Source organism: Zhongshania sp. (assembly GCF_047636175.1).
Classification (GTDB): domain Bacteria; phylum Pseudomonadota; class Gammaproteobacteria; order Pseudomonadales; family Spongiibacteraceae; genus Spongiibacter.
Window position 1 is genome coordinate 1 of record NZ_JBLIKC010000011.1, and the last position, 26,888, is coordinate 26,888.

Consider the following 26,888-nt stretch of genomic DNA (forward strand, 5'->3'; position numbering starts at 1 on the left):
CTTAGCCGGTCTTAGCCTAGCCAAAGACTTACTGGATCGCAGCGGCGGCAATGGCAGTATTTTGCTAATCAGCGACGGCGTTACCCCTCGGCAACTTAGTGGCTTAAGGGACTTTATTAGCGACAGCGACTACCCGCTTTCGGTACTCGCGGTGGGGACGTCCGACGGCGCGCCGATCCCCTTACCTGATGGCGGCTTTGCGCGGGACAATAATGGCAATATTATTGTCCCGGCGCTCACCGTAGATGAGCTGCAAAACCTTGCCGCTGCCGGCGGCGGTATATACCGTGAGCTGAGCCTGGACGATAGCGATATAAACGCACTGTCTGTCGACACCATCTCAAGTGTGAATGACAAAGAATCGGAATCACGCGCTGAGCGCAATTACGACCAATGGAAAGACGCTGGGCCATGGCTGGTGTTATTGCTGCTTCCATTCGCCCTGCTCGGTTTTCGCAAAAGCTGGCTCGCGGGTCTAGTGCCACTGTTACTGCCAGCGCTACTCGTCACACTACCCAGCAAGGCAAACGCATTTGAGTTTAAGGATCTTTGGCAAACACCAGATCAACAAGCTGCCGCACTGCTAGACTCAGACCCTAACGCTGCGGCTGAAAAGTTTGAAGACCCGATGTGGAAAGCCAGCGCACAATATCGCGCCGGTGACTTCGCTACTGCGGCGGAGAATTACGCTCAATTTGATACCGCCGACGCCCACTATAATCGCGGCAACGCACTGGCCAAAGCAGGTAAACTTGACGAGGCCATCGCCGCCTACCAGTCCGCACTGGAGAAAGATCCTTCCCTAAGTGATGCAAAGAGTAATAAAAAAATCATTGAAGATATGAAGGAAAATAAAAACCAAGAGCAATCTCAAGACGGACAGTCCCAAGACAACAAACAAGATTCGCAAGGCGATGAAAGCCAGCAAAACCAAAATTCTGAAAATTCCGAATCTGGCGAGCAATCGCAAAGCTCTGACGATCAGAAACCGTCATCACCGCAAGACGACTCACAAGACAAGTCGCAAAGCCAAGACCCCGCAGATTCTGAGCAAGAGTCAGATGCCCCTGCGAGTGATAAGCAACTGAGCGACGAGCAGCAAGGTCAATCTGAACAAAACGACACTGAGCAAGATCAGAGTGAGCAGAATAATAACGAACAACAAAACGAGCAGTCGCAAGCCGAACGCGAGGCAGCTGAACAACGTGATGCAAAATTAGCGGAAGATTATGCCCGTCAAGCCGCAGAGCAAAACGATGCAGTCCAAAAAGCGCTGGCCGCTAAGCAAGCGGAAGGTGGCGAGGATAAACCAGCTGAACAAGCGAGTGCAGCTATTGCCAGCGACGAACCACTTAGTGAAGAAGAGCAAGCCCGAGAACAGTGGCTGCGTAATATTCCCGACAATCCAGGCAACCTGCTGCGCAATAAATTCCGCTACCAACATTTGGATCGTCAGCAGCGCGGTGAACAGCAAGGTAACAACGAAGACTATGCACCCTATTAATCTGAGCGCACACCGCATACGTCCCAGGAACGCTATTATGCTAAACAAAACCCATAGTGTATTCACACACTACACCACAGTATTGGCTTTATTGGCTTTATTACTGTGCCAGATAAGCACCGCCCACGCTGACACCAATGTTCGCGCCAGCGTCGACCGCAATCAGGTTTCAAGCGAAGAGACCTTTAGCTTGTCACTAACCGCAGACAGTATTTTGTTTTCCGGCGAACCTGACGTGACTGCGCTGGAAAAAGACTTCCATATTATTAATCGTCAACAAAGTAGTCGCACCAATATCGTCAATGGCAAAGTTAACAGCAGCCGCCAATGGGATTACACCCTAGTTGCTAAGCGTGAAGGCACGCTCACTATTCCCGCTCTGCCGATGGGTAAATATACTACCCGCCCCATAACCATTACCGTAAGCGAAGCGACCGACACACGGCAAGCTGGCAACGAAAGCATTTATTTAGAATCCGATATCACCCCGCGTGACGCCTATGTGCAACAAGAACTGCAGTACACGGTAAAAATATTTACCTCGGTGAATATTCTCGACGCATCTCTGGAGGCCCCCGAGGTTGGCAATGCGGTTATCGAAGCCCGCGGCGAAGAGCGCTATCAAACCTTGATTAACGGCCGTTATTTTCAAGTCATTGAGCGGCGCTACGCAATCTACCCGCAAACCAGCGGCACACTCACTATTCCAGCACTTACCCTACAAGCCCGCGTTGAAGGCTATCGCCCGTCGATGCTCGACCCCGGCAGATTAGTGGTGAAACGCAGTGGCTCACATCGCGTAAAAGTGTCTCCACCCCCCGCAGAATTCAACGGTTCGGTATTTCTGCCTGCTAGAGAAGTAGTGCTGGAAGAAACCTGGAGTAAAAATCCAGACACCCTTAAAGTCGGCGATTCCATAACACGTACAATCAACATCAAAGCGGACGGTCTTTTGGGTTCGCAGCTTCCCGCACTGCCAATTATTGATTTAAAGAATGCCAAGCTTTACCCAGATCAAGCTAAGATTGAAAAAAGCGAAGATAAATCAAGATGGACAGGTATTCGCAGTGAATCTCTGGCGGTTATCCCCACCCGCGCTGGCGAGTTTGTACTCCCTGAAGTGCGTATTGCATGGTGGAATACGTACTTCAACAGAACCGAATTCGCCGTCCTTGCCGAGCGCAAGTTTATCGTTGCTCCCGCCATTGCCAGTTTTGACAATAGTCAGGTCAGCGCTATGGATTCACGTCCAGAGAATGGGACTGCAAATTCAAATAATAATACCCCTAGCGATATTGAGCCCCCCGCTAGCAAGCCATTTATTTGGCTAGTTATTGCGATATTATCGCTCAGTAATATTGGCTTTGCCTTTGTGTGGTGGCGCGGCAGACAGCGCGCCCCCAGCGCAACAGTGCCATCAGAAGACACTTATAACAGTGAGGACAAGGCGTTTAAGTTATTGGTAAAAAGCGTAAAGGCGGAGGTCGATCACCGTCAATTACGTCATGCTTTAACACACTGGGGAGGATGCCACTTTAAACGAGCGATGACCCTAAATGCGCTGGGTAAAGCAATACCTAAAATCAGCGATTTCTGCCAACAACTGGATGCGCATTTATTCTCTGGGCAGGACATCAACATTGACGCCAACGCCATCCTCGTAATACTCAAGGAAGAACGCGAAGCCGCCAAAGCCAAGCGGGGTCCGCACTCCGCACTAGCGCCGCTATATCAAGACTAATCGGCGCAGGCAGCGCAACGCTAGCCCGGTGAACTCGGTGCTGGCAGCTGTTTGTGCCTAACGACTAAGACCCCGCCCATTACTACAAAGGCGATACCGGTCAGCGTTAACGTATCCGGGATATGATCCCAAATTAACCAGTCCAGTAGGCCACTAAATACCACCCCAAAATAGCTAATCGGAGCCAGCACCGCCGCCGAGACATAACGATACGCCATGGTATACATGACAAAACTCAGATAAATCGCCACGCCCATATATAGCAAACCCGGCCAAGCCGAGATGGGAATAGGCTGATAATGCCAAAGAAAGAACGGTAGGCTAACCAGCAGGGAAATACTAAAGTAATAAAATAAAATTCTATTTTGCGGTTCGTGTTGCGCCAGAGCACGCGTACTAACCATAGACACGGCCAAACCGAGGCCAGACAGCAAAGCCAACAAATGCCATAAACTTAGACCGGCAAAGCCCGGCTTAAGCACCAGTATCACGCCCAGAAATCCGACCACCAGCGGTAGCCATGTTTCCTTGCGAACACCTTGGCTATACCAAAGGTAGATTACCAGAGGCACCATCAAAGGCGCCGAAGAACGCAATAATGTTGCTTCGACTAGGGAAATTTTACTAAGAGCGAGATAGAACAAATAAAAACACGCGCAGCCGCTGACCCCTCTGATTAGATGCAGGCCGGGACGCGACGTAGCTAGACCTGAGCGACCCGCGCGCAACACCATGGGTAGGGCGAACAGAAAGCTAATACCATACTGCACCAACACGATGGCAGAGACGTGGACTTCCTGAGAAGTATGCTTACCTACGGCGGCAACCGTACTGGAAAAAAACACAGTCATCAAAGACAGCGTCAATCCGGTCAGTAATTGCTTTTTTTCAAGAGTTAATGGCAAAACAAGGTCTCTTATCATGATTAAACGTCGAGCTACCGCGATCGCAGCTAGAGCGCCGTCACACTATAATGAGCCGTATGGACATTGGCCAGTAAATAGCCAGGAATTAGAAGAATACTGAGAGGAAATCCCCACCCCTGCGCTATCGCAAAGAGGTGGGGATTTTATCAGAACTAAGGATTACTTCTTGTCAGCGCCGCATTTTGCCTCGCCACATTTACCTTCAGAGGCCATCTTATCAGAGGCCATCTTTTCAGCGCCGCACTTGGCCTCAGATGCTGATTTGTCCGCCCCACATTTTGCTTCAGCTGATTTTTTATCGGCACCGCACTTGGCCTCACCACACTTTGCTTCAGCTGCTTTCTTCTCTGCACCACATTTTGCTTCACCACATTTGCCTTCTGCATCTTTTCCGTAATCAGCTAACTGATAACCGCTGCTCATTACTTTTGCTGCAAAAGGGTTGGTATCTGCAACGGCCACAGAGGCCATTGAAGACGCTAATATGGCCGCACCGAATGCCGTCATCGCAGTATTTTTCATTGAGTCATCACCTTAGTCATTAAATTAAAAGAGTTCATTAATCGCATCATTGCAACGCTAGCCATAAGACCAACGCCACCACAAACTGTTACACATAGCGAAAAATAAATTTATTCTCGAGCATTTGTAACAAGCTCTGCCGCCCCTCGTCTTACAAGCATAAACCTAAATTGCTTACCGCTAGCACGCACCGGCAAACTGTACGGAGCAAGCCCCATGATAGATGTGTTCAATAAAATTAGAGACTTACAAGCGGCTATTGGCAGACTGCTAATACCCTTCGAGGGCCTACCTTCGCTGGCACTAAGGCTGTACTTAGTGCCGGTATTCTGGATGGCGGGCAGCAGTAAAATGTTGCATTTCACTGACACTGCGGCGTGGTTTGGCAATAGCGATTGGGGCCTTGGGCTTCCCTTTCCCTATGTGATGGCCTTTTTAGCTACCGCCGCGGAAGTCGGTGGTGCAGCATTATTGCTGGTAGGCTTTGCGACTCGCTGGATCTCAGTTCCCTTGGCCGTGACGATGCTTGTCGCGGCTAGAACGGTGCACTGGAGTAACGGCTGGCAAGCCATTGCTGACGCTAGCGCACCCTTTGCCAATGAGCGCGTGGCCGACTCTGTCGACAAACTCGCCGCCGCTCGCTCAATACTTGAAACCCATGGCAATTATGACTGGCTGACCTCCAGCGGAAATGTTGTGGTGTTAAATAATGGTATTGAGTTTTCAGTCACTTACTTAATTATGCTTTTGGCCTTGATCGTCATGGGCGGCGGTCGTTATGTCAGTGCTGATTACTGGCTAGGCCGGGCATTACCGACTGCCAAATAAGTCACAAATTTATACCGTAATGCAGTGAGTAGTTGCCTGTGGGCGGGAGGATCAGACACACTAGCGACTTAATCTTATTTTGGATTTACCCGTGTCTGTGTCCGTCGACGATCATGAGCTTCTCAGCCGCCTTAAAACCGGAGATAATAATGCCTTTAAATACCTTATCAGCACCTATCACCCTAGGCTGCTGATAGTGGCGAGAGCAATTGCCGGCGACGTGTTTGCTGAGGATGTTACACAGGAAGCGTGGAGCTCAATCTACAAGGCGATCGGCAAATTTGAAGGCCGCTCTAGCTTGTCTACGTGGATGATTCAGATAGTGAGCAACGAAGCCAAATCGAGATTGCGCAAAGAAAAACGTCACATTAGCTTTGGCGACATTGATGAAGTGCGACCGGAGGTCGACCCCAGTAGTTTTGATGACAAAGGCCATTGGGCAAACCCACCATCGCATTGGGATATAAATACACCCGAGCTTATGCTGCAGGAGGACCAATTACGGCTCTGCATCGAACATACCTTAACGGTATTGCCTGAAAATCAAAAAGCAGTATTTTTACTGCGGGACGTTGAGCAAAGTAATTTGGAAGAAATAGCCGAGTTACTCTCGCTTACTGAGGCAAATGTTAGGGTAATTCTGCACCGTGCGCGATTGCAACTTATGAAAATCATAAACCATTATCAGGAGACCGGAGAATGCTAAATTGTAAGCAGTTCACCGATCTTGCCAGCGGCCATATCGACCACCAGCATACAGGCTGGAAGCGTCTTGAGATTGGTTTTCACCTAATGATTTGTCATCACTGCAGACGCTTTAGTCGTCATCTTGACCGCAGCCGTCAAACCGGTGCAAAAATCGCTGAGAAACTTTGGCGCAGCGATCCAGCGGTAACTGACAGAATATATACACGTATTATTCAACCACCGGTAAGCGAAAATAAGCCGGGAAACCAGTAAGCTTAGTTTTCTGACTGCGGTCATTGACCGCAGCTCGAACACAGGCAACGGAACCTAGGCCGCTGGCAGATATACTCCAAGGTAGCACCCGAGTCATTATCACGAGTATAAAACCAGACATCACCACTGTCGGCATCAGTTAAGCGACTAATTTTAATCGCCTTATCCAATATATTCGACATCAGTCTCGTTAACAGCGCTCTGGTATCCTCACGCTATCAAGAAGCTCGCGCTGCACCACCACTGGTAAAAATTGAATTTCTTGAGAACGCAAACGCAGCGCCTTTGCGGGTTGCAGCGGTCGGTGATTATCGCCAAACAATTCCACAGGCAATACAGTTGAGAATCCTCCCCTTTGCTGCAGCGCTGCTAGTAATTTTCAAAATCCGGTTAAATCAACAAGATACCTAGTGTCATAGACACTCAGTACCGGAATGCTGTTCTGTGGGTGAAAAGATCGGAAATTTACCACTTTTAGGTGAAAAATTATTCTAAAATCGGGTACTAACGGGGAGTAATCGGACGTACTCTCTTGTTCACTTGTCTTGACGACGCGGAAACGACGACTGATTGCTATTATAATAAGCGGACAGTCAAAAATACGTAATCCGATGAAAGTCGAAGATTTATATACGACGTTAACGCGACCATAATTTGCCGCCTCGAGCGCAACATAAGGCGGTCAGATTGATGGCCTTGTTATAAGCGCTAACCTTTGAAAGTCAGATAAGTTAACCACTGTTTGAACAAAGCGAGGAAAGGTTACTTGAGTTGAAAATTGCTTCTCCTGTATTGTAGCGGCAGACGTGCAGTCGCTAATAATTGTCACGTGGTAGCCTAATTCTACGCCATCTCTGGCGCTGGAATCTAAAGTGATATTAGCGAGTGGCCCAGCGAAAATAAGATGTTCGATACCTGTGTTTTTTAAGTGTGAGTTTAGGTTGGTTTCGACAAAGGCGCTCAGTTTGTTCCTTGATTGAATTACAACATCACTGTCTTGTAGAGCCAGCTTTTCTGGCACATCGAATCCATTCTTTGTGGCCGTAAGCTGCTGTTGCATTTGTGATTGCGCGGGCGTGGGAAATGGGTTGTCGGCATTTGATCCGTATGGGGCGTAGATGACTTGAAAGCCGTGCTGGCGAGCAAATGTAATTAGGTTTTCCAGCTTCGTTATCAGTTCTAGGGGGGATGTTAGAAATGCGTTTTGTACGTTGACCAAAACCACCGCCGTGCTACTGACCGGATATTGCTTATATTTTCTCATTTGATATTTAGCAATCATTAGTATGATGCTATTTAGGATTCGATTAAGCATATTGAGACTCCTGCGCTAAAGTGCGAATGAGTTTTTCGGTGGTAGTTACAATATGACCAATATGAGGGTAGCTAAACTCTACAGCGGCCTGATGATCCTTTGGGGTCCAAGAGGCTACGGCATCGGTTACAAGTGTAACGTGATAATTAAGATCCACAGCACTTCGAGCGGTCGATTCGATACAAGTATTAGATAACAGACCCACTATAATCAGGTGGCTAATACCTTTTTCCTGTAGCTTTTCGTGTAAATCAGTATCGCCAAAACCACTGGTACATGCATGTTCACTGGCAATGACATCTTCAGATTCCGGAACAAAATCAGGGTGAAATTCACTGCCAAATGAATCAGCTTTGAATGTTTTCGCAAACTTTATTCCTGCTTGCGACGGTGACAGGTATTTAAGGTCATTATAATTGCCCGGGCGGTATTTAAGATGCATTGCATAAAAAATCGGTAGTCCCTGATCACGGCCAGTTTTTATGAGATTTTTTAGATTCTCTATCAGATTCACTTGTTTAGCAACAGTGCGCAACAAGGGCCAAGCTTGTCCGCGTGAAGAGAGAAAATCCTTATAAGGATCAACTAGTAAAATAGCCGTTTGATTATCGGGATAAATACTCATGACTTCTTTCGCTCTTGATTAAATTAAGCTCTAAATATATAAATTCTATTCAGAATCTGAAATATATGAATTTACTTATAACGCCTAGGTAACAGGAAAAAAATTGTTGGCTAACTATTTTTGTCCTTTTTTAATTTCTTATTATGTTTATTTTGCACAAGCCAATAATTCATTAACGTTGGCTATAAAAAGTGCTTTAGGGTCTTTAGAGAAAGGAGTCCCGTCTGTTAAAGCTGCAAAAGAATAATGATTATATTTTGCTTCTTTACCGACATCTCTCAGTTCGCCAACACCAGAAAATTCATACCATACTTTTTTTAGAGCGTCAGCGCTTTTCAAAAACTCACCGTATTCAATAACGATTGATTAAAGCTTACTGTGTTTTAACCGAAGAATCGCTTTAACTTCATTCCCATTTTTAGTTTGTACTCCTTCAGGGTACAGATCGTGCAATTCATTTAATATTGATGATTTGAATTTATCAGCAGCACTTATTTTTCTTGTTTTGAGATATGTTCGACAACCAAGCCATGCAGAAAAAACGCCAATAGTATCGATCCTAATATGGGGTACATATTTTCAATTATATAATCCATGTTTGATATGACTCCATTCTATAAGATAAACATAACAGTAAATTCAAATGCGTTGCGCTTTGTAACTCGTGTGCATCGCGAGTCTAATTTTTGAGGTGATTAAGCAGGATAATTCTATTTAAATCAGGGTGATAGTAAGTCTGAGATGATTTTTTCATTTGTGTGCATCCTGCATTTTATGTGAAATCCCTTAGCACTGAGCATAATCCCTTCTCAATTAAAATCAATTACTTAAGTGAGTTCCATTAGAATTAGTGAGCCCAATGCTGCTGAATAGGAGGTTGATAGCTTTTCAACGACTGATCGCTAATGTGACACAAGAGCCTTTCGTACTAGCTTTTGATGCCGCATGCTCTGGTCTGGCTTCCTTTACAATGTCGCGCACCTCGGTAGCACGCTTGAGCTCGACCTTTAGTTTCTGAATCTCATCGGGCGCTGCTTGATTTTATTGACAAGATGGATCCTATTATTTGATCTAAAGTTTTGAGTATTAATGGCGTTGACTGTTGGGCTAGAGCCGATTGGGGTCCGATATATATATTGCTTTCCCAGGGCCTGGAAGGAATAAAGTATTGGGTAGCCTTAATTGGTTGCGCGTTTCCAACATTAGCTCATCAATATTTTCATGGTCTGATGCCGCCTTCCTTGGCTACTTTGTGTTACTAAGTCTTGCTTATTCTAGGGAGGAGGTGGCGATTGCGCCCCTACTTCGATGGGACGTTGTCAGCACCCGCTAAATTTATTTAACCCAGTTTTCATTAGAATCAATTGCGCGGGTGATTAAACTCAGGGCTTAAGTCATTTAAGCCTTAGTTCATACAATCTTTAATCCATGAATGCTTTGGCTGGCACCAAGAGATGAGATTGCAATCACCGGCGGCATTGCAGGCCCAACTGCCCGGGTGAAATGGTACTCCGTTCACTTAGAATATTGGCTGACAAGCCCGCGTCTAATGACCTAAGACTATTTAAAGTTCAAGCTCCCACTGTTTTCCTCTATTAGCTACCATTCTCATGTGCAACTGGGCATGGCGCCCTCATTCTCATAAGCAGTCGCTTTCACCACCACTAGGGGCAAGGACGCGCAGCGCTGGCAGCACTCCAATAAACGCAGATAGGTGCGCTAACTCAGGGATATTTTAATAAAAACAATGATTTAATAAATTTTCATGGAGCACATCGCGCCTTACTAGGCACCATCTTCGCTAACGTACGAGTAGATCGTAAAAAATATTCCAAAGATACTTCATAAACTCAGTAATATCCTTGCCGCCAGTTCGCTGCTCCATTATTCTGGTTAAAAGTCTAAATGATCGCGACAATAGCCCATAATATTTCCGACAGGATGAATAGACACTTGCAATTATTGACATACCTCAGAGTAAAACAATTATTGTTTACTGGCCTGCTAACAATATCTGTCACTGCTGTCGCCGACACACCAAGCGATAACCGTCTGAGCGCAATACATAGCCGCTCTGCCGCTTTCCCCGCAATCAACCTCGAAGCGGATACTACCGTGCAGGGAGATGGCTACGGTTTTGTGAATGACAACGACAATTTATTAGATAATTTAAAAAAAATTAATAAGGAAGGAACCGCGCTGGAAGGTCGGTCTCGGGGCATACTCCTTATCCCCGGCGATGAAAATGCGCTGGTAAATGAATTAGAAAATGCCGCCGATGATAAAGTCAGCTTTGCCGCCGGCGGTCATTTTGCTTTGCTTAGCAAAAATAAAAACTGGATTGTGGTGGGGGGCGCGGAATTTAACGGCAGCGGTCGATTTTTCTACGATGAAGACGATGCGACTCGGCTGCGCTTTGCCGCCGCACTGGGGCTAGTTAGCGTTGGCGAACTACAGTCTTCCATAGACGTATACGCTCTGTGGACAAACTATCTAGGACTCAACTACCGCTACACCAATGTCAGTATGCCCAACACTCGCATTGGCGTTACCGCAAAGATTCAGAACATCAGTGTTATTGAGCGCCGTATTTCTATTGCCGATTATGACGAGGAAAAGCTGTTTGACCGCACCCGGGATGTAAAAAACTATATTCAGCTTAATGCCGATATCGGCATTGAACATCAAATTAAACAGTGGGTAGTAGGCTTGGAGCTGAGAGATATTTACCAACAAGAAATGATCGGCCCCGAGGGCACACGCTACCAACAGCGCAGCCATATATCGACCAACATAAATTACACCGCTAACTGGGGCAGCCTGCGCCTAGATGTCGATATTACGCCTGAAAAAGGCTTTGGAGAACTAACGTCCCGCAAGACCTACGAACTCAGCAGCTTGCTAGCCTTGAGCGCTAAAATGGACCTGTTACTAGGCTATCAATGGCTAGACAGCGACACCGACTCCGATCTGCCCACCGCTGGTCTGCGCTACCGCCTGGGTGAGCAGCTCAGAATAGAGGCCCAATTTAGCTATGCCGGGACTCGCGAATTTGGTGGTGGAGCTAGCCTGCAACTGCCGCTGTAGACGCTATCACGTCCGCCTCGACTTGAACGTGCTTGGCGGGAATATACGCCATGGCGTGCTCGCTTACGGCGGTGATCGTCAGCGAGGGATTAACGCCTAGGTTGGATGACAGAGTGGAGCCGTCACAGACCAACATATTCTTGTAGCCAAACACCCGGCTTTGCATATCGACCACACCGTCATCCGCGCTGCGCCCCATACCCGCGCCACCCATACAATGGGCCGTGGCCGGAATATTAAACAACACTTCGGTTATCAAACTACCCGCCATACCGCCTAAGCGTCGCGCGGCCTTTAAGGCGAACTCGCTAGCCTCGGGAATATGGGCGGGAATCTTAGGGCCAAAACTGACCATGCGCTTACTAAACGGCCAGTACCAGCGACGCTTGTAGAGCATGTCTATATGCCCATCCAAAGTTTGCATACACAGCATGATTATAGTGTGTCGTGCCAAGCCAAAGGGGACCATAGAGCCGAGCGCCTGCTTAGGGTTACTGACCAACAGGCGGAGCATGGTATACAGCCAATTAAAGATACGCCGCCAATCTGTCTTGCCGCGAATCATTGCCGTTACTAACAGCCCCATCGCATCAGAACCGCGAGGATATCGCGTGGCTTCAATGTGGGTGTTATCGTCGAGGTAAATACCTGAACCAATCGCAATGCCCTCATCCATATTATCCACCTCAGGCAAGCGCACACCGATCAGCGATTCGGCATTTGTTCTAACCCGGCGTCCCAATTGCTGAGATATATTTGGCAGCGACTTTTTGTCCCGCAGTTTAAAAAGCAGATCTTGGGTTCCCAACGAAGAAGCCGCGAATACAACCGCTTTTACCCGCCAGCGGCGTTTATTGCGAAACAGTATAGAGGTGCTGCTAACGGTGGTGACCTCGTAGCCATCCTCGCCGTCTGCCTTGCCATTGAGAGGCACAACATCGACCACACGGGTCTCAGCAAAAACCTCTGCTCCCTGCTTTTCAGCTAGGTAGAGATAATTTTTATCGAGACTGTTTTTGGCATTATGGCGACAGCCCACCATACAACCGCCACAGCCTATACAGCTATTGCGATCTGGGCCTTCACCATCAAAATAGGGGTCAGGATATGACTTTCCGGGCGTATCACCCTCGTCACCAAAAAATACCCCGACCTGGGTTTTATAAAACGTATCGCCACAGCCCCAGTCCTCGGCTGCCTCTTGTAAAATGTAATCTGCTGGCCCCAAAATACGATTCTCTGTCACCCCCAGCATTTTCTGCGCGGTAGCGTAATGGGCAGGCATCTCTGCGTCCCAATCCTTTAACCCCGCCCAGCTGCCCTGCTGCCATATCTCAGGCTTAGGGATCAACAAGGTGTTTGCATACGTGATTGAGCCACCGCCCACGGCGTTGCCGTGCAACACCAGTACATGCTTAAACCATCTGATATTGAAGAAGCCCTTTAGCCCCAACATCGGCCGCCACAACCAGCGATGAAAATGCCAGTTAGAAGGTGGATATGTTTCCGCACTCCAGCGCTTACCCATTTCCATCACGGCAACGCTATAGCCTTTTTGTCTCAGCCGATATGCAGACACCGAACCGCCAAAACCAGAGCCCACTACCAAGTAATCAACATCGTATTCCACGTTCACGCACACCTTTTACAACAAGTATCACAGCGATGAACCGCAACAATTAAATTTGACAACACATCATGTCACTTTACATCTGACATTAACTCATGTCAAAATTTATAAATGCCTAAATTAATAAATGAGACTAACGCCACGCCTACCGCTGAGCCCCCCCAGAAGCCGCGCCTATACCGTGGTATTAGCGGAGATCAGCGCCGCAACGAACGCTACGAGCAATTACTCAGCGCCGGCCTTAGCGTCATAGGCAGCGATGGGTACGCCGCCGCCAGTGTTCGCAGTATCTGCGCGGAAGCGGGCCTAACCGAGAGGTACTTTTATGAGTCCTTCGTCAATCGCGAGGCGCTATTAGCAGAGGTCTACAAAGTTCAGACTCATTATTTAAAAAATCGGATGCTCGCCGCTGTAGAGAATTCGGAGCGCAATACTGAAGCATTTTCGCGCGCGGGCTTAAAAGCTTTTTTCGACACCCTTCACCAGAATCCTGACATTGGCCGCCTCTTATTATTCGAGATTTTAGGCGTCAGCGACGCTATCGATGAACTCTACTATGAGGCGATGGAAGACTTTGCGGTATTGATTCAGACCCTAACTGAATCCTTGGGGCTAGCAGATATTTCAGACATACCCGATGAAGGTATGGTGTATGCGGGGCTAGTCGGCGCGGTATTGCAGATAGCCCGCCGCTGGGCATTAAACAATTACAGGGATCCGCTGGAAAACGTCATTGAGAGCAGCTTATTTTTATTTATAGCTGCCACCAATTACAGCGCGACAAAGACCTCCGGGTAAATATCTATTCGCGCACAAGGCGAGCGCCAACAGCCTCTAGCTCCACCTTGTATTGCGGCCAGTCGGGCATGGCCGCCGTCATGAGTGAGTAAAATCGCGGGCTGTGATTAAACTCCTGTAAGTGGCAGAGCTCATGGACAATCACATAATCGATACAGCGCTGGTCGGCCTTGATCAAATGGGTATTTAAACAAATACGGCCGTCAGCCGAGCAACTTCCCCAGCGCGAACGCATACGCCTTAGTCTAAGCTCGGGCACGTTCTTTACCCACGGCAATTGTTCAGCCCAAAACTGCAATCGCGTCGAGAAAACCTGGTCAGCCTGTCGCAAATACCATTGCTGTAATACTCGGTTTATCTGCGCCGCATCTTTTATCTCACCGCCAATATGGAGTAAACCATCGCCGAGCAGCGCCTGCGGACGGCCCTTGCCAGCCACCACACTCAGTTCCAGCGACTCCCCCAGGTAGTCGTGATATTCGCCAGATTCGTAACGCAGCGCCTCACCCTGTTGCACCAGCAGCATTTGCTGGCGATCGTAGATCCAATCCCGGTTGCGCGCGAGCATATTATCAATATCAGCGGCAACAGTAGCAAAAGGCGCGCGTAAAACCACACCAGAACGCCCTACCTGCAAACTTAATTTGCGGCGCCGGCGGCGGCTGCGAATAACAGTGATGGCGATAGATTGATCGCGACACTGCAAATATTGCTGACTGCGCAGCTCGGTGACACGTTTGGACTTGAGTGCTTTTAACATAGCCACTAGCTAGGTCACCCTCCGCTTAAAATAATGGCAATAGATTCTAGAGATGTACCGGAAATTCGCAGCTAAAAATGGCGCCGCCGTCGGGATTGGCCTGAAATCGAATATCGCCACCATGCCCCTGCATAATCGACTTAGACACCGACAAGCCTATGCCCATACCGCCTTCTTTAGAGCTCACAAATGGGCTGAATAATTGCGCTTCTATTTCCGGCGCCATACCCGCACCAAAATCTTTTACGCGAAAACACACCATATCCCCTTCTAGATAGGTGCTGACTTCTACTGCATTGCTATGACCAGCATTGGCGGTTGATTCCATAGCATTGCGAATTAAGTTCAAAGCCACTTGCTGTAATTGAACCTCATCGGCAAAAATGGTCGACAAATTAGCCGCCGCCTTTAGCTGCACGGGAATCGCGTTGACGCGCGAGTCGACCTCAGCAAGTGCCAAGACATCCTCAAGCACCGCATTTAACTCCAGCACCTGGCGTCCACCTGAGGGCTTTTTAACATAGCTACGCATACGTTGAATAACAGCTGCCGCGCGTTCAGCCTGAATGACAATTTTAGTGAGTACATCGTCCATTTTTAAGCGCTTATCTGCAGGCAAATCAGTCAGCAGGCGCTGCGCAACCCGTGCATAATTAGTAACGGCAGTCAGTGGCTGATTCACCTCATGGGCAATCCCCGCCGCCATCTCGCCACCGGTGCTAAGACGTTCTATATGCGCCAAATGCTGACGCTGAGTGTCCATTTCCTCTCTAGCCTGCTCAAGCGCATGTTGATCCTGAAGCCATTCGCTTATATCCCGCAACACTAATACCGCGCCCCCTTCACTCCGCGGTGAGCCACTCACCGCAACAGGCGCAATACGACCAGAACGGGTGCTTATACTAACGTGCTCCTTACGCAGACCGACACCACCCTCGCAAAGCAAATTCAGCGATTGATTCAATGCCTTATCGCCGGGAAACAATTGCAGCAGCGAGAATAATTCACCAATACAATCACTCGCCGGCCATCCAGTAAGCGTTGCGGCCTGGGAGTTCATTGAAGTAACCCGACCAGTAATATCCATGCCGATAATACCCTCGTCGACGGCATTTAAAATCTGCTGATTTTCATCTTCTAATTCGCTATTACGACGCGCCAGCGCGCGCTCAAGACGCTGAATCTTAATGTGGGTTCGCACCCGCGCAAGAACTTCGTCGGTCTGAAAGGGTTTGGCAATATAGTCGACGCCACCAACGGCTAAACCATGTACTTTGGACTGACTATCAGTTAAAGCCGACAAAAAAATCACCGCAATGTCGGCAGTATCAGGGTCTTCTTTAAGACGTTCACAGACCTCAAAGCCATCCATGCCAGGCATCATGACATCAAGTAAAATCAGAGACGGTCGCGCCCGCTTGGCGGTATAAAGCGCGGCTTCACCGTCGCGCGCTGCAAGTAAGCGGTAGCCACTGCCTTCAAGGGTTTTAAAAAGAACCTGCAGATTTGTCGGATTGTCATCAACCAACAATATTTGTTCGCTATCTCGATCAGGCATCATTGACACTCGTCTCGTGCGACGCCTGCACTAACAGCCGAGCCAATTTATCGAAGTCAAATTCACCGAGATATTCTTCAGCTTCATCAATAAAGCCATCACACTCCGGACTAAACGTGCGCAGTTGCTGTAATAACTCTCGCAGCCGAGTGACATCACCAAGATCCACCGCTGCACTCAACTCCTGTAAATCTTGATCTTTAGGTAATACAAAATCACTTAATGGCACCACATTAGCCACCACAGGAGGGGGGATAGCGACCGTAATGTGGGCTTGACCGCCACAGGTAGAGGCAACAATCTTGAGTAAATCACTTATGCTTACAGGCTTGGGTAAAAAGCCATCACACCCTACCGCCACAGCCTCTTCCATCATCTCTTCATCTGTTGTCGCCGAGGCCATAATAATAGCGACATCTTTCATCCCCATTTCTTGCTTAATAACGCGCGTCGCTTCCATGCCGTCCATCTCTGGCATACGTAAGTCCATTAAAACCAGCTGCGCGGTGCGCTCTTTCAAGTGCTCAATAACCTCAAGACCATTAACTGCCTCCCGCACATCAGTGGTAACGTCTTCAAGCATACTCAGCAAGACATGGCGATTTACCGCAACATCATCAGCAACAATGATCGCTGGATTTTGGCCCGTCTCCGCCAGTAATTTGGGCGAGCGATCGGCGGCCTCTGTCGCCAATTCATTAATATATTCGCTTGCCCCAATTTCCAGTAAAGGTACGTCAAAATAGAAGCAACTACCCTGCCCAAACTCGCTGCTGACATTTAAATTACCGCCCGCGGCCTCAACTAAGCGCCGACAAATGGACAGGCCGAGACCAGTGCCTTTGCCGTCTTGGGGATTAACCTGCCGGAAAGGTTCAAATACGTCGCGCAGCTTTTCCTGGGGAATACCCATGCCACTGTCGGTGACCGAGAACATCAGCTGCTTGGTTTCAGGTGAGGCATGCAGTTTTAAAACTACCTTACCGCTACTGGTAAATTTAACCGCGTTATCTAGCAAATTAACCAAAACCTGAAGCAGCTTCACCTCATCGACTTGAACCTGTACGGGCAAATTGGGATCGAGATCGACAACAAATTCTAGACCCTTTGATTTCGCTCTATGGGCCACAATATCGCTGACATTAGACACAATATCGTCGAGCTTATTGGGGCGGCACACAATATCGATGTTACCACTTTCAATCTTCGCTAGGTCTAAGACATCATTTATTAAGGTGAGCAAATGCTTGCCGCAGCTCTCTATCGCCCGCAAATACTCCTGACTACCCACGGGGATACCTGTGTCGCGCTGTAATAGCTGCGCGTAACCTAACACCCCGTTCAAGGGGGTGCGCAATTCATGGCTGACACTGGATAAAAATTGACTCTTTGCATGTAATGCGTCTTCGGCGGCAATGCGCGCATTAACCAACTCTTGCTCGATTCGCTTGCGATCAGTTACGTCGGTCATAATACCCATGGCGCGAATCGGCTGGTCGTTCTCATTGCTCTCAACTACGTCGCCGCGACTATAAATCCAGCGGAAATTACCAGCACGATCCTTTACTCTGAACTCCACGCTATTGCCGGTTGCCAAGCCCAGCCAGCTGTCCACTGCAGAGGCGATAATTTGTAGATCATCGCCATAGGCAATATTTTTAAATGCACCTACGGGATAAGGTTTAAAGGGGGCGTCGTATCCCAGCAAACGGAAAAAGCTCTCGCCGACGGTGACCAAGCCGGTCTGTAAATCCAAATCCCAGAGATGGTTTTGGGCCGCATCTAGTGCCAGTTGAAAACGCCGTTCACTGAGCTTTAAGGCGCGTTCGGTTTCGGTGCGTTGTTCAACCATATAATTTGCGTCTTCAGCTAAACGCTGAAACTCGGCAAACGGCAGACGCGTCACTTCTATTGCGGTAGAACTCTTGCTGGCGTCAGCAAAGAACTGCTGAAAGATATGAAACCCAGCTGCGCTGCGCCTCGCCAACCAACGCGCCGCAATGGCTGAGAACATCATCAACACAAAAGCGATAACAACGATGAATAGAATATGCTCCTTAACCCGAGCCTGCAGAGCCGTGCGTTCATCGGCGAGCTTGACGTTAAGTTCATCCAAAAACACACCAGAACCCAATACCCAACCCCAGGGTTCGAACCGGCGGATATAAGAGATAACAGGTTTTTTCTGACCGTCGCGGTCCAGCCAGCTTAATTCAGTAAACAGGCTCTGCTCATCACCGCCGACCCTTGCACTAACATCGACGATATCTGGCATAAAAGACCCCACGTTACTGGGATCATAGGCATTAACCAGCTGCCGACCATCTTTATCCACCACAAACAATATCGAGTTATCTGGGTCGATGGGGACCGCTGCGATCCGCTCAATGACTTCGCTCTTTAAACGATTGAGCTCATCACGGAGATAGATACTGGCGCCCATATAGATGTTCAGCGGCTTGTAGTAATAAACAAAACTAAAATTTCGTTCTGGCGTAAGGTCGCTATTCTGATCGGTAAACCGGTACTCCAGAAAGTCGTATGTTTTATTTGATAGCGCGGCCCTAATCTGGCTGGAAAAAGAAGCTACCGTCGCGCGGTCTGTCATTCGCTTTTCTGCAGCGGCGTCCATCGGCGGCAGCAAAGCTCGCCCCTGGTCATCGAATAAGAAGAAAAAGCCCTTATTATCGGAGAATCGAAGCGAGGCCATGGTTGCCCGCAAACGGATTAGCTGTTCTGCCTTACTTTCGCCCACAAACTCTTTGCGAGTATCTTCAACCAGGGTGATACCCACTGCGACCTGCTGGCGCAAGTCATTATAAAGCCGTCGGTTCAAATGCTTATGCTTGTAGTCTAAATACTCAACGGCCTTGCCAACTTCTCTACGCAACAGCTCACGCCGAGACTCCACGTAGGTGTCTCGCCACGCCTCACTTTGCTCAGTGTAGCCTTCGTATTCCTTAGCAATCCAGATATAGCCAAATATCGCCAAAGGAATCGCAGACAATGCGACTAGGCTGAGGAGATAAATCTGTACTAAACTGCGCTTTGTTCGCATGCGCAACCCTTGTTGTGTTTAGCAATCGCATCGTTGCGTTGCGGCTTATTAGCCGAAAGCTTATCCAGTCTTGGCGCTTCCTGCCAGTATCAATCGACTAATTCGCAGATTAAGCATGCCAAATGTCTATAATTTCATGGTAGCCTAAATACATTATAAAACGGTAACGGTAAGGAAGTAACAATGACCATAGAAGCAACTGTATACCTAGTAGAAGATGACGAAGCCGTGCGGGACTCCCTCCAAATGGTACTAGAATCAGTTGGCCACAAAGTCGCTAGTTACTCACGAGCGGACGCCTTTCTAGAAGATTACACCACAGAGATGGCCGGATGTATGGTACTGGACATTCGCATGCCCGGCATGAACGGCATGGAACTGCAGCGCCAGCTCAATACCCGACATTCTATTTTGCCGATTATCTTTGTGACCGGGCATGGCGATGTGCCAATGGCCGTAGACGCCATGCAACGAGGCGCAGTGGACTTTGTGCAAAAGCCCTACCGAGAAGAAGAGTTATTAGGGAAAATTCAGCAGGCCATCGCCGCCGACACTGAGAATCGTGCTGATCTGGAAGAGAAGCATAAAATTCGGGCTAAATTATCCGATCTTACCCCGCGCGAAACTCAAGTAATGGAGCTCATGATCGAAGGCAAGGCAAACAAGGTCATCGCCTACGATCTTGATATCAGTCAGCGCACAGTAGAAATTCACCGAGCCCGCGTTATGGAAAAGATGAGAGTGCGCTCGCTGGCCCACTTGGTGCGTATGGTTATGGCGGCCGAAGACACTGGCACTCGTTAAGCTTGCTGGCTGCCCAGCAAGGCGTCTACCGCACGCAAGGCAGCCATCAAACCGTTCACAGGCAATTGCTTAGCGCTAAAATACTCTTCTGCCATGGGCGCAATGCCACTGGCCCTAGGCAAGCCCTGCCGCTGATCGATTAAAAACCGCATTCTCGGAATAAAAATAAACTGCAGCCATTGCGCAAAATTAAGCGTATCAACAGCAAAGGGCTGCTCGCTGCGCAGCGCTGATGGCGGTGGTACTTCTGCTTGCCAACATCCTATTTGACGCAACTCGGCTTCGATGTCGATCAATATCGCTGCAACTTCAAAGCCGTCACTCATCGCTGAATCCGCGCGTCGGAGTCATCCACATCATTCTATTATCTGCCGATATGGCGGCATCGACGCCAGCATTTTCCGACCGTAATGTTTAGTCACAATGCGCCTATCTAAGATAGTAATACGCCCAACATCTGACTCGCTGCGCAACAAACGGCCACTGGCTTGTATCAGTTTCACCGCGGCATCTGGCACCGTAATATCCATAAAGGGATTACCGTTATTGCGACTAATCCACTCGGCCAGCGCTTCCTCTACCGGATCTTCCGGCACCGCGAATGGAATTTTAGCTATAAGTACATGCGAGCAATATTTGCCGGGTAAATCCACCCCTTCGGCAAAGCTTGCCAAGCCAAAAATAACGCTGCCGTCGCCCTTATCTAAACGCGCTCGATGTTGACTAAGAATCTCATGCTTGGGCAGATCATCTTGCGCGAGAATACGTTGCTGCCATTCCGCGGGCATACCCTCTCGGACCGCGCGCAACTGCTTGCGAGATGAGAACAACACCAAACTGCCAGCCGAAGGCGCCATCAGATCTGGCAACATTTCTATCAATGCCGCGGTATGCGCCTCTGCATTTCCCGCATCGCAATTCATGGCCGGCACATACAATTCACCGGCCTCGGCGTGGGCAAACGGACTCGGCACCACTTCAAAGCTGGCATCAACATCTAGACCAGCACGCATACTAAAGCGATTGAAGCTGCCTAGCGCAGTGAGTGTTGCCGACGTCAGCACCGCCGCGTAGCAACGTGACCACAGGGCAGATTTAAGCGCATTGGCCGCCAGTATCGGGCTGGCATTTAGTTCAATATCAAACAATCCCTGGCCAGCTTCTACCAAGGCCATCCAACGCGCATTGGGTGGCTTTTCTTGCCGCGCATCACTGGCATAAGAGCGCCATAGCGCGCAGGCGTTCTCGGCACGGAAACGCGCAGAGGACACCGTCGCCAACCACTGTTCAGTAACTTCTCGGCTCGCCATGAGTTGGTTGCCGTCCAAGCTATCCTGAAAGGTATCAATAAGCTTTTCAGCCTGTTGAATCACGCCACTGAAGCCCTCAACCATATTCTTAGCGTGGGCAGCTAAATCATCCGGCACTATACCTTCTGAGAACCGCACGCTCTTAGTACCTTGGCGCTCTTCCGCGTGATCTAACAAGCCTTCTAATATGGGCCGCAGCGGGTCCAAGCCCCGCCGCACCGCAATCAGCTGCGACAGCAAACTCTCTAGCCCGCCTCTCGCACTCACATCCATGGCTGGCACCGCAATCATCGCGGCCAAGGCGCGCTCAATTTGCTCTAACCAGCGCTCGGTCGCGGCTAAGCGAAAGTTCGCGCTGAAGTGGTTAATGACCTTATCTGGCAAATGGTGGGCTTCATCAAATATATAAATGCAGTCTTCAGGGGGGGGCAGAATGGCGCCGCCGCCCAAAGCGAGATCAGCCAACACCAGATCGTGATTTGCCACAATCACATCGGCCTGAGTTAGCGATTCACGGGCTTTAAAAAAGCTACATTGTTTGACATGACTGCAGCGCCGACCGGTGCATTGGGCATGATCGGTCGTGACTCTCGCCCACTTGTCGTCAGCAATAACGGTGTTCCAGTCGTCGCGGTCACCGCCCCATTTACCGGTGGCCATCTTCTGCGCAAAATCAGTGTACAAAGACAGGCTCTCGGCATCTGGCGCCGCCATATGCTCGTCCACATACAGCGGCAGGACCTTGGCATCTGCGCCCGACAGCAACTGATCTAATTTAGACAAACAGATATAGCGCCGCCGGCCTTTAGACAAACTAACCGTAAAGTGCAGGCCGCTATTGGTGAGAATATCAGGCAGATCGCGGTAGATGATTTGTTCTTGCAGCGCGACGGTTGCGGTAGAAATAACTAGCGTCTTATTGCTCTGCTGAGCGATCGGAATCGCCGCAACCGCATAGGCTAGGGTTTTGCCGGTGCCAGTGCCCGCCTCCACCACACAGAGATGATCACCACCGCCGCGCTGAAATTCTTGATTGCGCTTTATACCACCCAACACTCTGGCGATATGAGCAATCATCAAGCGCTGGCCGTAGCGAGGCCGCAGTTTTTTTACGTCTAGGAATTGTCGATAGGCGTCCTGAATCGCTTTTTTGAGTGAGTCAGTGAGCACCTAAATGACCTCGCCTATTGCCCGCAAATCCCGACTACGCAATTGATTGCGCACTGGATTGGCATATATCTCCATCGCCTTAACACGATATTCCTGCGGGATTTCCGCAAAGTGCTGGTCGAATTCGACGATATCAGCACCGCTAATGTCTGGCACCCGCAAATCGCGCCAGCTTTCGTCATTGTATAGCCGCGTATACGCTAGAACATTGCTCGCATGCAGGTGGTACTGATCAATAATGGCCTCATCTAACTGCGCCGCCACCATTGCTGCGTCGGTGAATTCACCTTTGAGGGGCGCGCCAAAGCTAACATGAACATCGCCTTTACTACCCAGCACACCAATACCGATATTCTTTAAATCTTCATGCTCCGCTTTTAAATAGGCGCCATCGCGTTCAACCTGCACCAACTCTTTGGCCTTGGCGGCATCCAGGGGGTCCCACTCATATGAAATAGCAACCGGCACAATATTTAACTGATTGATGTAGTCAGAAAAGCTCTCATCTGGCTTCTTCTGAGCCATACCAATCATCTTTATAACCGCCGCTTCGGTGGCATCATTGCCATCTTTAGCGCGCCCTTCGCGCTGGGCAATCCAAATAGAGCTGCGCTCTTCCAATAGTGAAAATCGAATATAGTTAGCCAATTGCCGAAACGCCGCCAGCATCTGCCGCGGACCGCGGGCGGAGCGCTGCACAATAAAGCTCTTATTGAGACGCATCAGATCAGCGGCAAAGGGCTTAGACAGTAGATTGTCACCAATGGCGATACGCACGGTGTCTCGCTCATGATGATAGAGGGCGTAGTTCACAAAGGCCGGATCGAGGGCAATATCGCGATGATTACTAATAAACAAATACGCTGCGCTCGAACCCAAAACTTCAAGCCCAGACACAGTGAAACTGGAGGTATGATCCTCGATCATCGTGTCCATGTAACGCTTAATGACGTGCTGAAAATCAGCCACCGTCCTTACGTCCTTGAGCTCGCGCCGCAGATACCAAGTGATAACTGGTCGCACCAACCATGGCAGGTAGCGATTTAAGGTCGGAATGCGCAGATTCGCAACGATATTCAACAATTCGGGGTCAAGCAATAACTTGGCTAGCACCGGCACAACTTCATTGTCGTGGTATGGCCGGATCTCAGCGAAGTCATCCATTGGTTTGTGCTCTCAACAATATAAAGGGGCGTACAATAAAGGATTCAGTCGCAATCGTCATCTGCGTAGCACAATCGCGCAGGTCCTAAACATTGAATATCCCCGAAAAATATCTTAAAAGCCGCGCATAGTCATGCATCGCCGCGCCATCAGCGCTTAGCAGGGATGCCGATTGACTGCGGTATTCTCTGTGCTTAATGCTAGGGAGGCGAATAGGACAAGCATTGCGCGCTGAGTGCCCACAGCCTCAGAGAGAAAGCCGACGGCACAAAATATGCTTGTCCCGTCAGGGTGAGCAATTGGGCCTGAAAACAGCCTGCAATCAAATTCAAAGCGACAGATCATCTCAGAACAATAACCAGCAGAGCATCATTGAAGGAGATTGATATTGTTAAGACGGGAAATAACGCTGACAATAGTAGGGCTATAGGGGCAAGCAAAAACAATGCTTTGCGCCAGACCTGAAGATCGTCACGCTGCCATAAATGGAATATTTACAATGCGTTTTTTTCAGGTGCACAGAAATATAGGCCCGCAAAACATGACAGTGCTAGCTCATTCTGAGAGTCTAAGCAGATGTTCGCTGAACGACAAGGAGCTAATATCCCTCGACATAATCCGCGCCAAAAACATCATTGCCGACGGATCATATTTCTTTGACTGCCGAATTAAAGCCTGTCATAAATTTAATCGCCTTAACGATACTGACGCTGACCGGAGCGAATAAAATATGTCCCGACGCAAAGACGTAATCGACCAAGAATTAGACAACGCAGAAACCTATGAGCAATGGAAGGCCGCGGCAATGCGCAGCGACCAAAAGAGCGGTCTTGATTATTGGAAAAACGTAGACCGAAGTGGCCTATATGATTTTAAGGCTATTCGACAGCGCCTAGACCGACTACGTGACTTACGCGTAAAAGGCGACAACCACGGCCTGATGTTTTCCCTGAATGAAGGTATTCACGGCAATATGGCCGGCATGGGCCGCTCAAGCCTTTACAAAAAAGCGCGTTTTGGCACCAAAAATCTGATCGTCGAATACATAGAGGAAATCGGGTCAGCCTTACTACACCTAGCCAGCGACAGGACCGAGGATATTCCGCTTGAAGAAAAGTTTGAATTCTTTCAGCGCGCCAGTCACTGCTTTGGTCGTTCCGCCCTAATGTTAAGCGGCTCAGGCACCCTGCTATATTTCCACCTTGGGGTGGTAAAGGCGCTGTGGGAACAGCAGTTGCTGCCGCCTATTATTTCTGGCTCTAGCGGCGGGGCCCTCGTGTCCGCATTGGTAGGCACCCACTCCCGCGCCGATCTAGCAAAAATCTTTACACCAGAATACATCAGTATCGAAGTGACCAAAGAAGCCAGCAAACTCGCCAATCTCAATATATTTAAACGCGCGGCAATATCGCCGGAAGCGGCTGCAAAATTATATGAACGGTTAATACCAGACCTGACCTTCCAAGAGGCATTCCATCTAACCGGGCTGCAAATCAATGTGTCGGTGGCCCCCGCTGAAAAACACCAATCATCTCGATTGCTCAATGCAGTTGCCTCGCCCAATGTAATGATTCGCGAGGCGGTGATGGCGTCCTGCGCCTTTCCCGGGGCCTTTCCGCCCGTCACCTTAGCGGCCAAAAATCAACGCGGCGAGCGTCAAGCTTATCTCGCTTCCCAGAAATGGATTGACGGTTCGGTCAGCGACGATATGCCGATAAAACGCGTAGCTAGGCTATACGGTGTCAATCATTTTATTGTAAGCCAAACCAATCCCATTGCACTGCCCTTCGTTTCTGAGTCCAAAGATCAGAATAGCTGGGGTATTATAAAACATGCCATGCGCAACACTACCCGCGAATGGCTATTGGCTGGCACTAAACTTATTTCCAAACCGGTGGGCCTCAACCCTAGCCTCAGTAAGCTGGTGAACATGACCAGTTCGGTATTGGCCCAAACCTATACCGGAGATATTAATATTCTGCCGCCGCGTCGCCTCCACAACCCCATGGGTTTGCTGTCAGGTCGCACCACAGAAGAAGCAATGGATATGATTCGAGACGGCGAGCGCGCATGCTGGCCCTATATAGAAACCATTCGTCTCCAAACCAATGTCAGTCATGTCCTTGACCGTATCTTGCGAGATATGGAAATCCGACTGATTAATGATTCAAAACGTTCAAGAACCGAAGTTGCCATGGAAGCTAGCCGATGACACAGCAAAAACGTCTTTTACGCAGCCGCAGCGGTTGCGGCATTTACACCCAAAGCTGGCAGCCTATCGGCACGCCAAAGGCGGTATTAATTCTGGTCCATGGCATGGCTGAACACAGCAATCGTTATGTCGGAATAGCTAAGTATTTTACGGCACAGGGTTTTGCCGTTTACGCCCTAGACCACGAAGGCCACGGCCAGTCCCAAGGGCTACGCGGCTACATAAATAGCTTTGACGACTTTCTAACTACCCTTGAAGAGTACCGCCAGCAAATTGCCGAGCTACACCCTACGAGTAAACTATTTTTGATCGGCCACAGCATGGGCGGCGTTATTTCAAGCGCATATTTGTTGGAGCATCAAGAACAGATCGCCGGCTGTATTTTATCGGGTGCGGCCCTAGACACAGGAAGTGCAGTGGGCCCGGTGCAGCGTTTGTTACTGCGCTTGCTGTCAATCCTGCTGCCAAAGCTACCGATACTAAAATTAGAGGCCAATGACGTCTGCCATGACCCCGCGGTCGTTGAAGCCTATCGCAACGACCCACGCGTGTTCACTGGCAAAATTCGGGTGCAACTGATTACTGAACTTTTACGCACGGCTGATCGAGTGCTCAAAAATGCCGCCAGCATCTCCTTACCAATGCTGATTTTGCATGGTGGAGACGATAGAATGGCATCACCCGCGGGCTCAGAAAAACTCTATGCCGGTATTTCCTCCGCGGATAAAACTCTAAAGATTTACCCAGGCCTTTATCACGAAATTTTTCTTGAACCGGAAAAGCATGAAATCTACGCCGAAATACATTCCTGGTTAGAGCAAAGATTGTAAAAATGGGCAATCTGCTTTTTAAGTAACACAGCACGCGATCAGCAAAAACGCGACCCATATTAGTCGTGGTAACCTCTGGGTATATA

22 protein-coding genes are annotated in these 26,888 nt (G+C 49.0%); 10 read left to right on the top strand and 12 right to left on the bottom strand.

Annotated elements, in window-relative coordinates:
* The coding region (locus ACI955_RS08230) for a tetratricopeptide repeat protein (protein ID WP_415243262.1) at positions 1 to 1,504 on the top strand (1,504 nt) is incomplete at its 5' end.
* A gap of 37 nt (positions 1,505 to 1,541) precedes the next feature.
* Positions 1,542 to 3,245: a BatD family protein gene (locus ACI955_RS08235; protein WP_415243263.1), complete on the top strand. Its 1,704-nt coding sequence runs from the start codon at positions 1,542 to 1,544 to the stop codon at positions 3,243 to 3,245.
* A 20-nt stretch (positions 3,246 to 3,265) separates the two neighbouring features.
* Here ACI955_RS08235 and ACI955_RS08240 read toward each other — a convergent pair whose 3' ends face one another.
* A complete protein-coding gene (locus tag ACI955_RS08240) occupies positions 3,266 to 4,150 on the bottom strand; it encodes a DMT family transporter (RefSeq protein WP_415243264.1) in 885 nt (294 codons plus the stop codon).
* Positions 4,151 to 4,330: 180 nt separating this feature from the next.
* Complete coding sequence (locus tag ACI955_RS08245; RefSeq protein WP_415243265.1) at positions 4,331 to 4,693, bottom strand: hypothetical protein; 363 nt, start codon at positions 4,691 to 4,693, stop codon at positions 4,331 to 4,333.
* Between the two features lie 216 nt (positions 4,694 to 4,909).
* On the opposite strand from ACI955_RS08245, the gene ACI955_RS08250 reads away from it, so the two are divergent.
* The 3 genes from ACI955_RS08250 (at position 4,910) to ACI955_RS08260 (ending at position 6,481) form a co-directional block, all read left to right on the top strand.
* A complete protein-coding gene (locus ACI955_RS08250; RefSeq protein ID WP_415243266.1) occupies positions 4,910 to 5,521 on the top strand; it encodes a DoxX family protein in 612 nt (203 codons plus the stop codon).
* Between the two features lie 91 nt (positions 5,522 to 5,612).
* Positions 5,613 to 6,227, top strand: a complete 615-nt coding sequence (locus ACI955_RS08255; protein ID WP_415243267.1) for a sigma-70 family RNA polymerase sigma factor — start codon at positions 5,613 to 5,615, stop codon at positions 6,225 to 6,227.
* Positions 6,221 to 6,481 (top strand): hypothetical protein, encoded by a 261-nt coding sequence (locus ACI955_RS08260; RefSeq protein ID WP_415243268.1) that lies wholly within the window; start codon positions 6,221 to 6,223, stop codon positions 6,479 to 6,481. Before ACI955_RS08255 ends, ACI955_RS08260 begins: the two co-directional genes overlap by 7 nt.
* Positions 6,482 to 7,163: 682 nt before the next feature.
* On the opposite strand, the gene ACI955_RS08265 is transcribed toward ACI955_RS08260, so the two are convergent.
* The 3 genes from ACI955_RS08265 to ACI955_RS08275 all read right to left on the bottom strand — a co-directional run bounded on the left by ACI955_RS08265 (position 7,164) and on the right by ACI955_RS08275 (position 8,760).
* Entirely contained in the window at positions 7,164 to 7,796 is a 633-nt protein-coding gene (locus ACI955_RS08265; protein ID WP_415243269.1) for an isochorismatase family cysteine hydrolase, read from the bottom strand.
* Entirely contained in the window at positions 7,789 to 8,421 is a 633-nt protein-coding gene (locus ACI955_RS08270) for a cysteine hydrolase family protein (RefSeq protein WP_415243270.1), read from the bottom strand. Before ACI955_RS08270 ends, ACI955_RS08265 begins: the two co-directional genes overlap by 8 nt.
* Before the next feature lie 147 nt (positions 8,422 to 8,568).
* On the bottom strand, positions 8,569 to 8,760 hold the full coding sequence (locus ACI955_RS08275; RefSeq protein WP_415243271.1) for a hypothetical protein: 192 nt from the start codon (positions 8,758 to 8,760) through the stop codon (positions 8,569 to 8,571).
* 1,614 nt (positions 8,761 to 10,374) lie between these two features.
* Between ACI955_RS08275 and traF the strand changes: the two genes are divergently transcribed.
* Positions 10,375 to 11,508 carry a conjugal transfer protein TraF gene (gene traF / locus ACI955_RS08280; RefSeq protein ID WP_415243272.1) on the top strand — a complete coding sequence of 378 codons (1,134 nt, stop codon included), beginning with the start codon at positions 10,375 to 10,377 and terminating at the stop codon, positions 11,506 to 11,508.
* Here traF and ACI955_RS08285 read toward each other — a convergent pair.
* Positions 11,486 to 13,138 (bottom strand): GMC oxidoreductase, encoded by a 1,653-nt coding sequence (locus tag ACI955_RS08285; RefSeq protein WP_415243273.1) that lies wholly within the window; start codon positions 13,136 to 13,138, stop codon positions 11,486 to 11,488. The genes traF and ACI955_RS08285 overlap by 23 nt on opposite strands.
* 111 nt (positions 13,139 to 13,249) lie before the next feature.
* On the opposite strand from ACI955_RS08285, the gene ACI955_RS08290 reads away from it, so the two are divergent.
* Entirely contained in the window at positions 13,250 to 13,936 is a 687-nt protein-coding gene (locus tag ACI955_RS08290; RefSeq protein WP_415243274.1) for a TetR/AcrR family transcriptional regulator, read from the top strand.
* A gap of 4 nt (positions 13,937 to 13,940) precedes the next feature.
* On the opposite strand, the gene ACI955_RS08295 is transcribed toward ACI955_RS08290, so the two are convergent.
* Genes ACI955_RS08295 through ACI955_RS08305 form a run of 3 tightly spaced genes read right to left on the bottom strand, consistent with a single transcriptional unit; the run spans position 13,941 to position 19,312 of the window.
* Complete coding sequence (locus ACI955_RS08295; RefSeq protein WP_415243365.1) at positions 13,941 to 14,696, bottom strand: M48 family metallopeptidase; 756 nt, start codon at positions 14,694 to 14,696, stop codon at positions 13,941 to 13,943.
* A gap of 46 nt (positions 14,697 to 14,742) precedes the next feature.
* Positions 14,743 to 16,257, bottom strand: a complete 1,515-nt coding sequence (locus ACI955_RS08300) for a response regulator (RefSeq protein ID WP_415243275.1) — start codon at positions 16,255 to 16,257, stop codon at positions 14,743 to 14,745.
* Positions 16,247 to 19,312, bottom strand: a complete 3,066-nt coding sequence (locus ACI955_RS08305; protein ID WP_415243276.1) for a cache domain-containing protein — start codon at positions 19,310 to 19,312, stop codon at positions 16,247 to 16,249. The genes ACI955_RS08300 and ACI955_RS08305 overlap by 11 nt, the downstream gene beginning before the upstream one ends.
* A gap of 183 nt (positions 19,313 to 19,495) precedes the next feature.
* Here ACI955_RS08305 and ACI955_RS08310 point away from each other — a divergent pair, with 183 nt between their 5' ends.
* Complete coding sequence (locus tag ACI955_RS08310; RefSeq protein ID WP_415243277.1) at positions 19,496 to 20,116, top strand: response regulator transcription factor; 621 nt, start codon at positions 19,496 to 19,498, stop codon at positions 20,114 to 20,116.
* On the opposite strand, the gene ACI955_RS08315 is transcribed toward ACI955_RS08310, so the two are convergent.
* The 3 genes from ACI955_RS08315 to ACI955_RS08325 are packed head-to-tail and all read right to left on the bottom strand — an operon-like array spanning position 20,113 to position 23,760.
* Positions 20,113 to 20,442 (bottom strand): YqcC family protein, encoded by a 330-nt coding sequence (locus ACI955_RS08315; RefSeq protein ID WP_415243278.1) that lies wholly within the window; start codon positions 20,440 to 20,442, stop codon positions 20,113 to 20,115. The two genes, ACI955_RS08310 and ACI955_RS08315, sit on opposite strands and share 4 nt — an antisense overlap.
* Positions 20,443 to 20,472: 30 nt before the next feature.
* Positions 20,473 to 22,596, bottom strand: a complete 2,124-nt coding sequence (dinG, locus tag ACI955_RS08320) for an ATP-dependent DNA helicase DinG (RefSeq protein WP_415243279.1) — start codon at positions 22,594 to 22,596, stop codon at positions 20,473 to 20,475.
* Entirely contained in the window at positions 22,597 to 23,760 is a 1,164-nt protein-coding gene (locus tag ACI955_RS08325; protein WP_415243280.1) for a 1-acyl-sn-glycerol-3-phosphate acyltransferase, read from the bottom strand.
* Between the two features lie 730 nt (positions 23,761 to 24,490).
* Between ACI955_RS08325 and ACI955_RS08330 the strand changes: the two genes are divergently transcribed.
* Both ACI955_RS08330 and ACI955_RS08335 read left to right on the top strand, forming a co-directional pair.
* Entirely contained in the window at positions 24,491 to 25,972 is a 1,482-nt protein-coding gene (locus ACI955_RS08330; protein ID WP_415243281.1) for a DUF3336 domain-containing protein, read from the top strand.
* Positions 25,969 to 26,802, top strand: a complete 834-nt coding sequence (locus ACI955_RS08335; RefSeq protein ID WP_415243282.1) for a lysophospholipase — start codon at positions 25,969 to 25,971, stop codon at positions 26,800 to 26,802. The genes ACI955_RS08330 and ACI955_RS08335 overlap by 4 nt, the downstream gene beginning before the upstream one ends.
* Positions 26,803 to 26,888 lie beyond the last annotated feature (86 nt).

Bases quoted from the DNA above. Each gene is read 5' to 3' on its own strand.
- ACI955_RS08235 (WP_415243263.1), top strand. From the start codon at position 1,542: ATGCTAAACAAAACCCATAGTGTATTCACACACTACACCACAGTATTG.
- ACI955_RS08245 (WP_415243265.1), bottom strand. From the start codon at position 4,693: ATGAAAAATACTGCGATGACGGCATTCGGTGCGGCCATATTAGCGTCT.
- ACI955_RS08250 (WP_415243266.1), top strand. From the start codon at position 4,910: ATGATAGATGTGTTCAATAAAATTAGAGACTTACAAGCGGCTATTGGC.
- ACI955_RS08260 (WP_415243268.1), top strand. From the start codon at position 6,221: ATGCTAAATTGTAAGCAGTTCACCGATCTTGCCAGCGGCCATATCGAC.
- ACI955_RS08265 (WP_415243269.1), bottom strand. From the start codon at position 7,796: ATGCTTAATCGAATCCTAAATAGCATCATACTAATGATTGCTAAATAT.
- ACI955_RS08270 (WP_415243270.1), bottom strand. From the start codon at position 8,421: ATGAGTATTTATCCCGATAATCAAACGGCTATTTTACTAGTTGATCCT.
- ACI955_RS08290 (WP_415243274.1), top strand. From the start codon at position 13,250: ATGCCTAAATTAATAAATGAGACTAACGCCACGCCTACCGCTGAGCCC.
- ACI955_RS08295 (WP_415243365.1), bottom strand. From the start codon at position 14,696: ATGTTAAAAGCACTCAAGTCCAAACGTGTCACCGAGCTGCGCAGTCAG.
- ACI955_RS08300 (WP_415243275.1), bottom strand. From the start codon at position 16,257: ATGATGCCTGATCGAGATAGCGAACAAATATTGTTGGTTGATGACAAT.
- ACI955_RS08305 (WP_415243276.1), bottom strand. From the start codon at position 19,312: ATGCGAACAAAGCGCAGTTTAGTACAGATTTATCTCCTCAGCCTAGTC.
- ACI955_RS08310 (WP_415243277.1), top strand. From the start codon at position 19,496: ATGACCATAGAAGCAACTGTATACCTAGTAGAAGATGACGAAGCCGTG.
- ACI955_RS08315 (WP_415243278.1), bottom strand. From the start codon at position 20,442: ATGAGTGACGGCTTTGAAGTTGCAGCGATATTGATCGACATCGAAGCC.
- ACI955_RS08325 (WP_415243280.1), bottom strand. From the start codon at position 23,760: ATGGATGACTTCGCTGAGATCCGGCCATACCACGACAATGAAGTTGTG.
- ACI955_RS08330 (WP_415243281.1), top strand. From the start codon at position 24,491: ATGTCCCGACGCAAAGACGTAATCGACCAAGAATTAGACAACGCAGAA.
- ACI955_RS08335 (WP_415243282.1), top strand. From the start codon at position 25,969: ATGACACAGCAAAAACGTCTTTTACGCAGCCGCAGCGGTTGCGGCATT.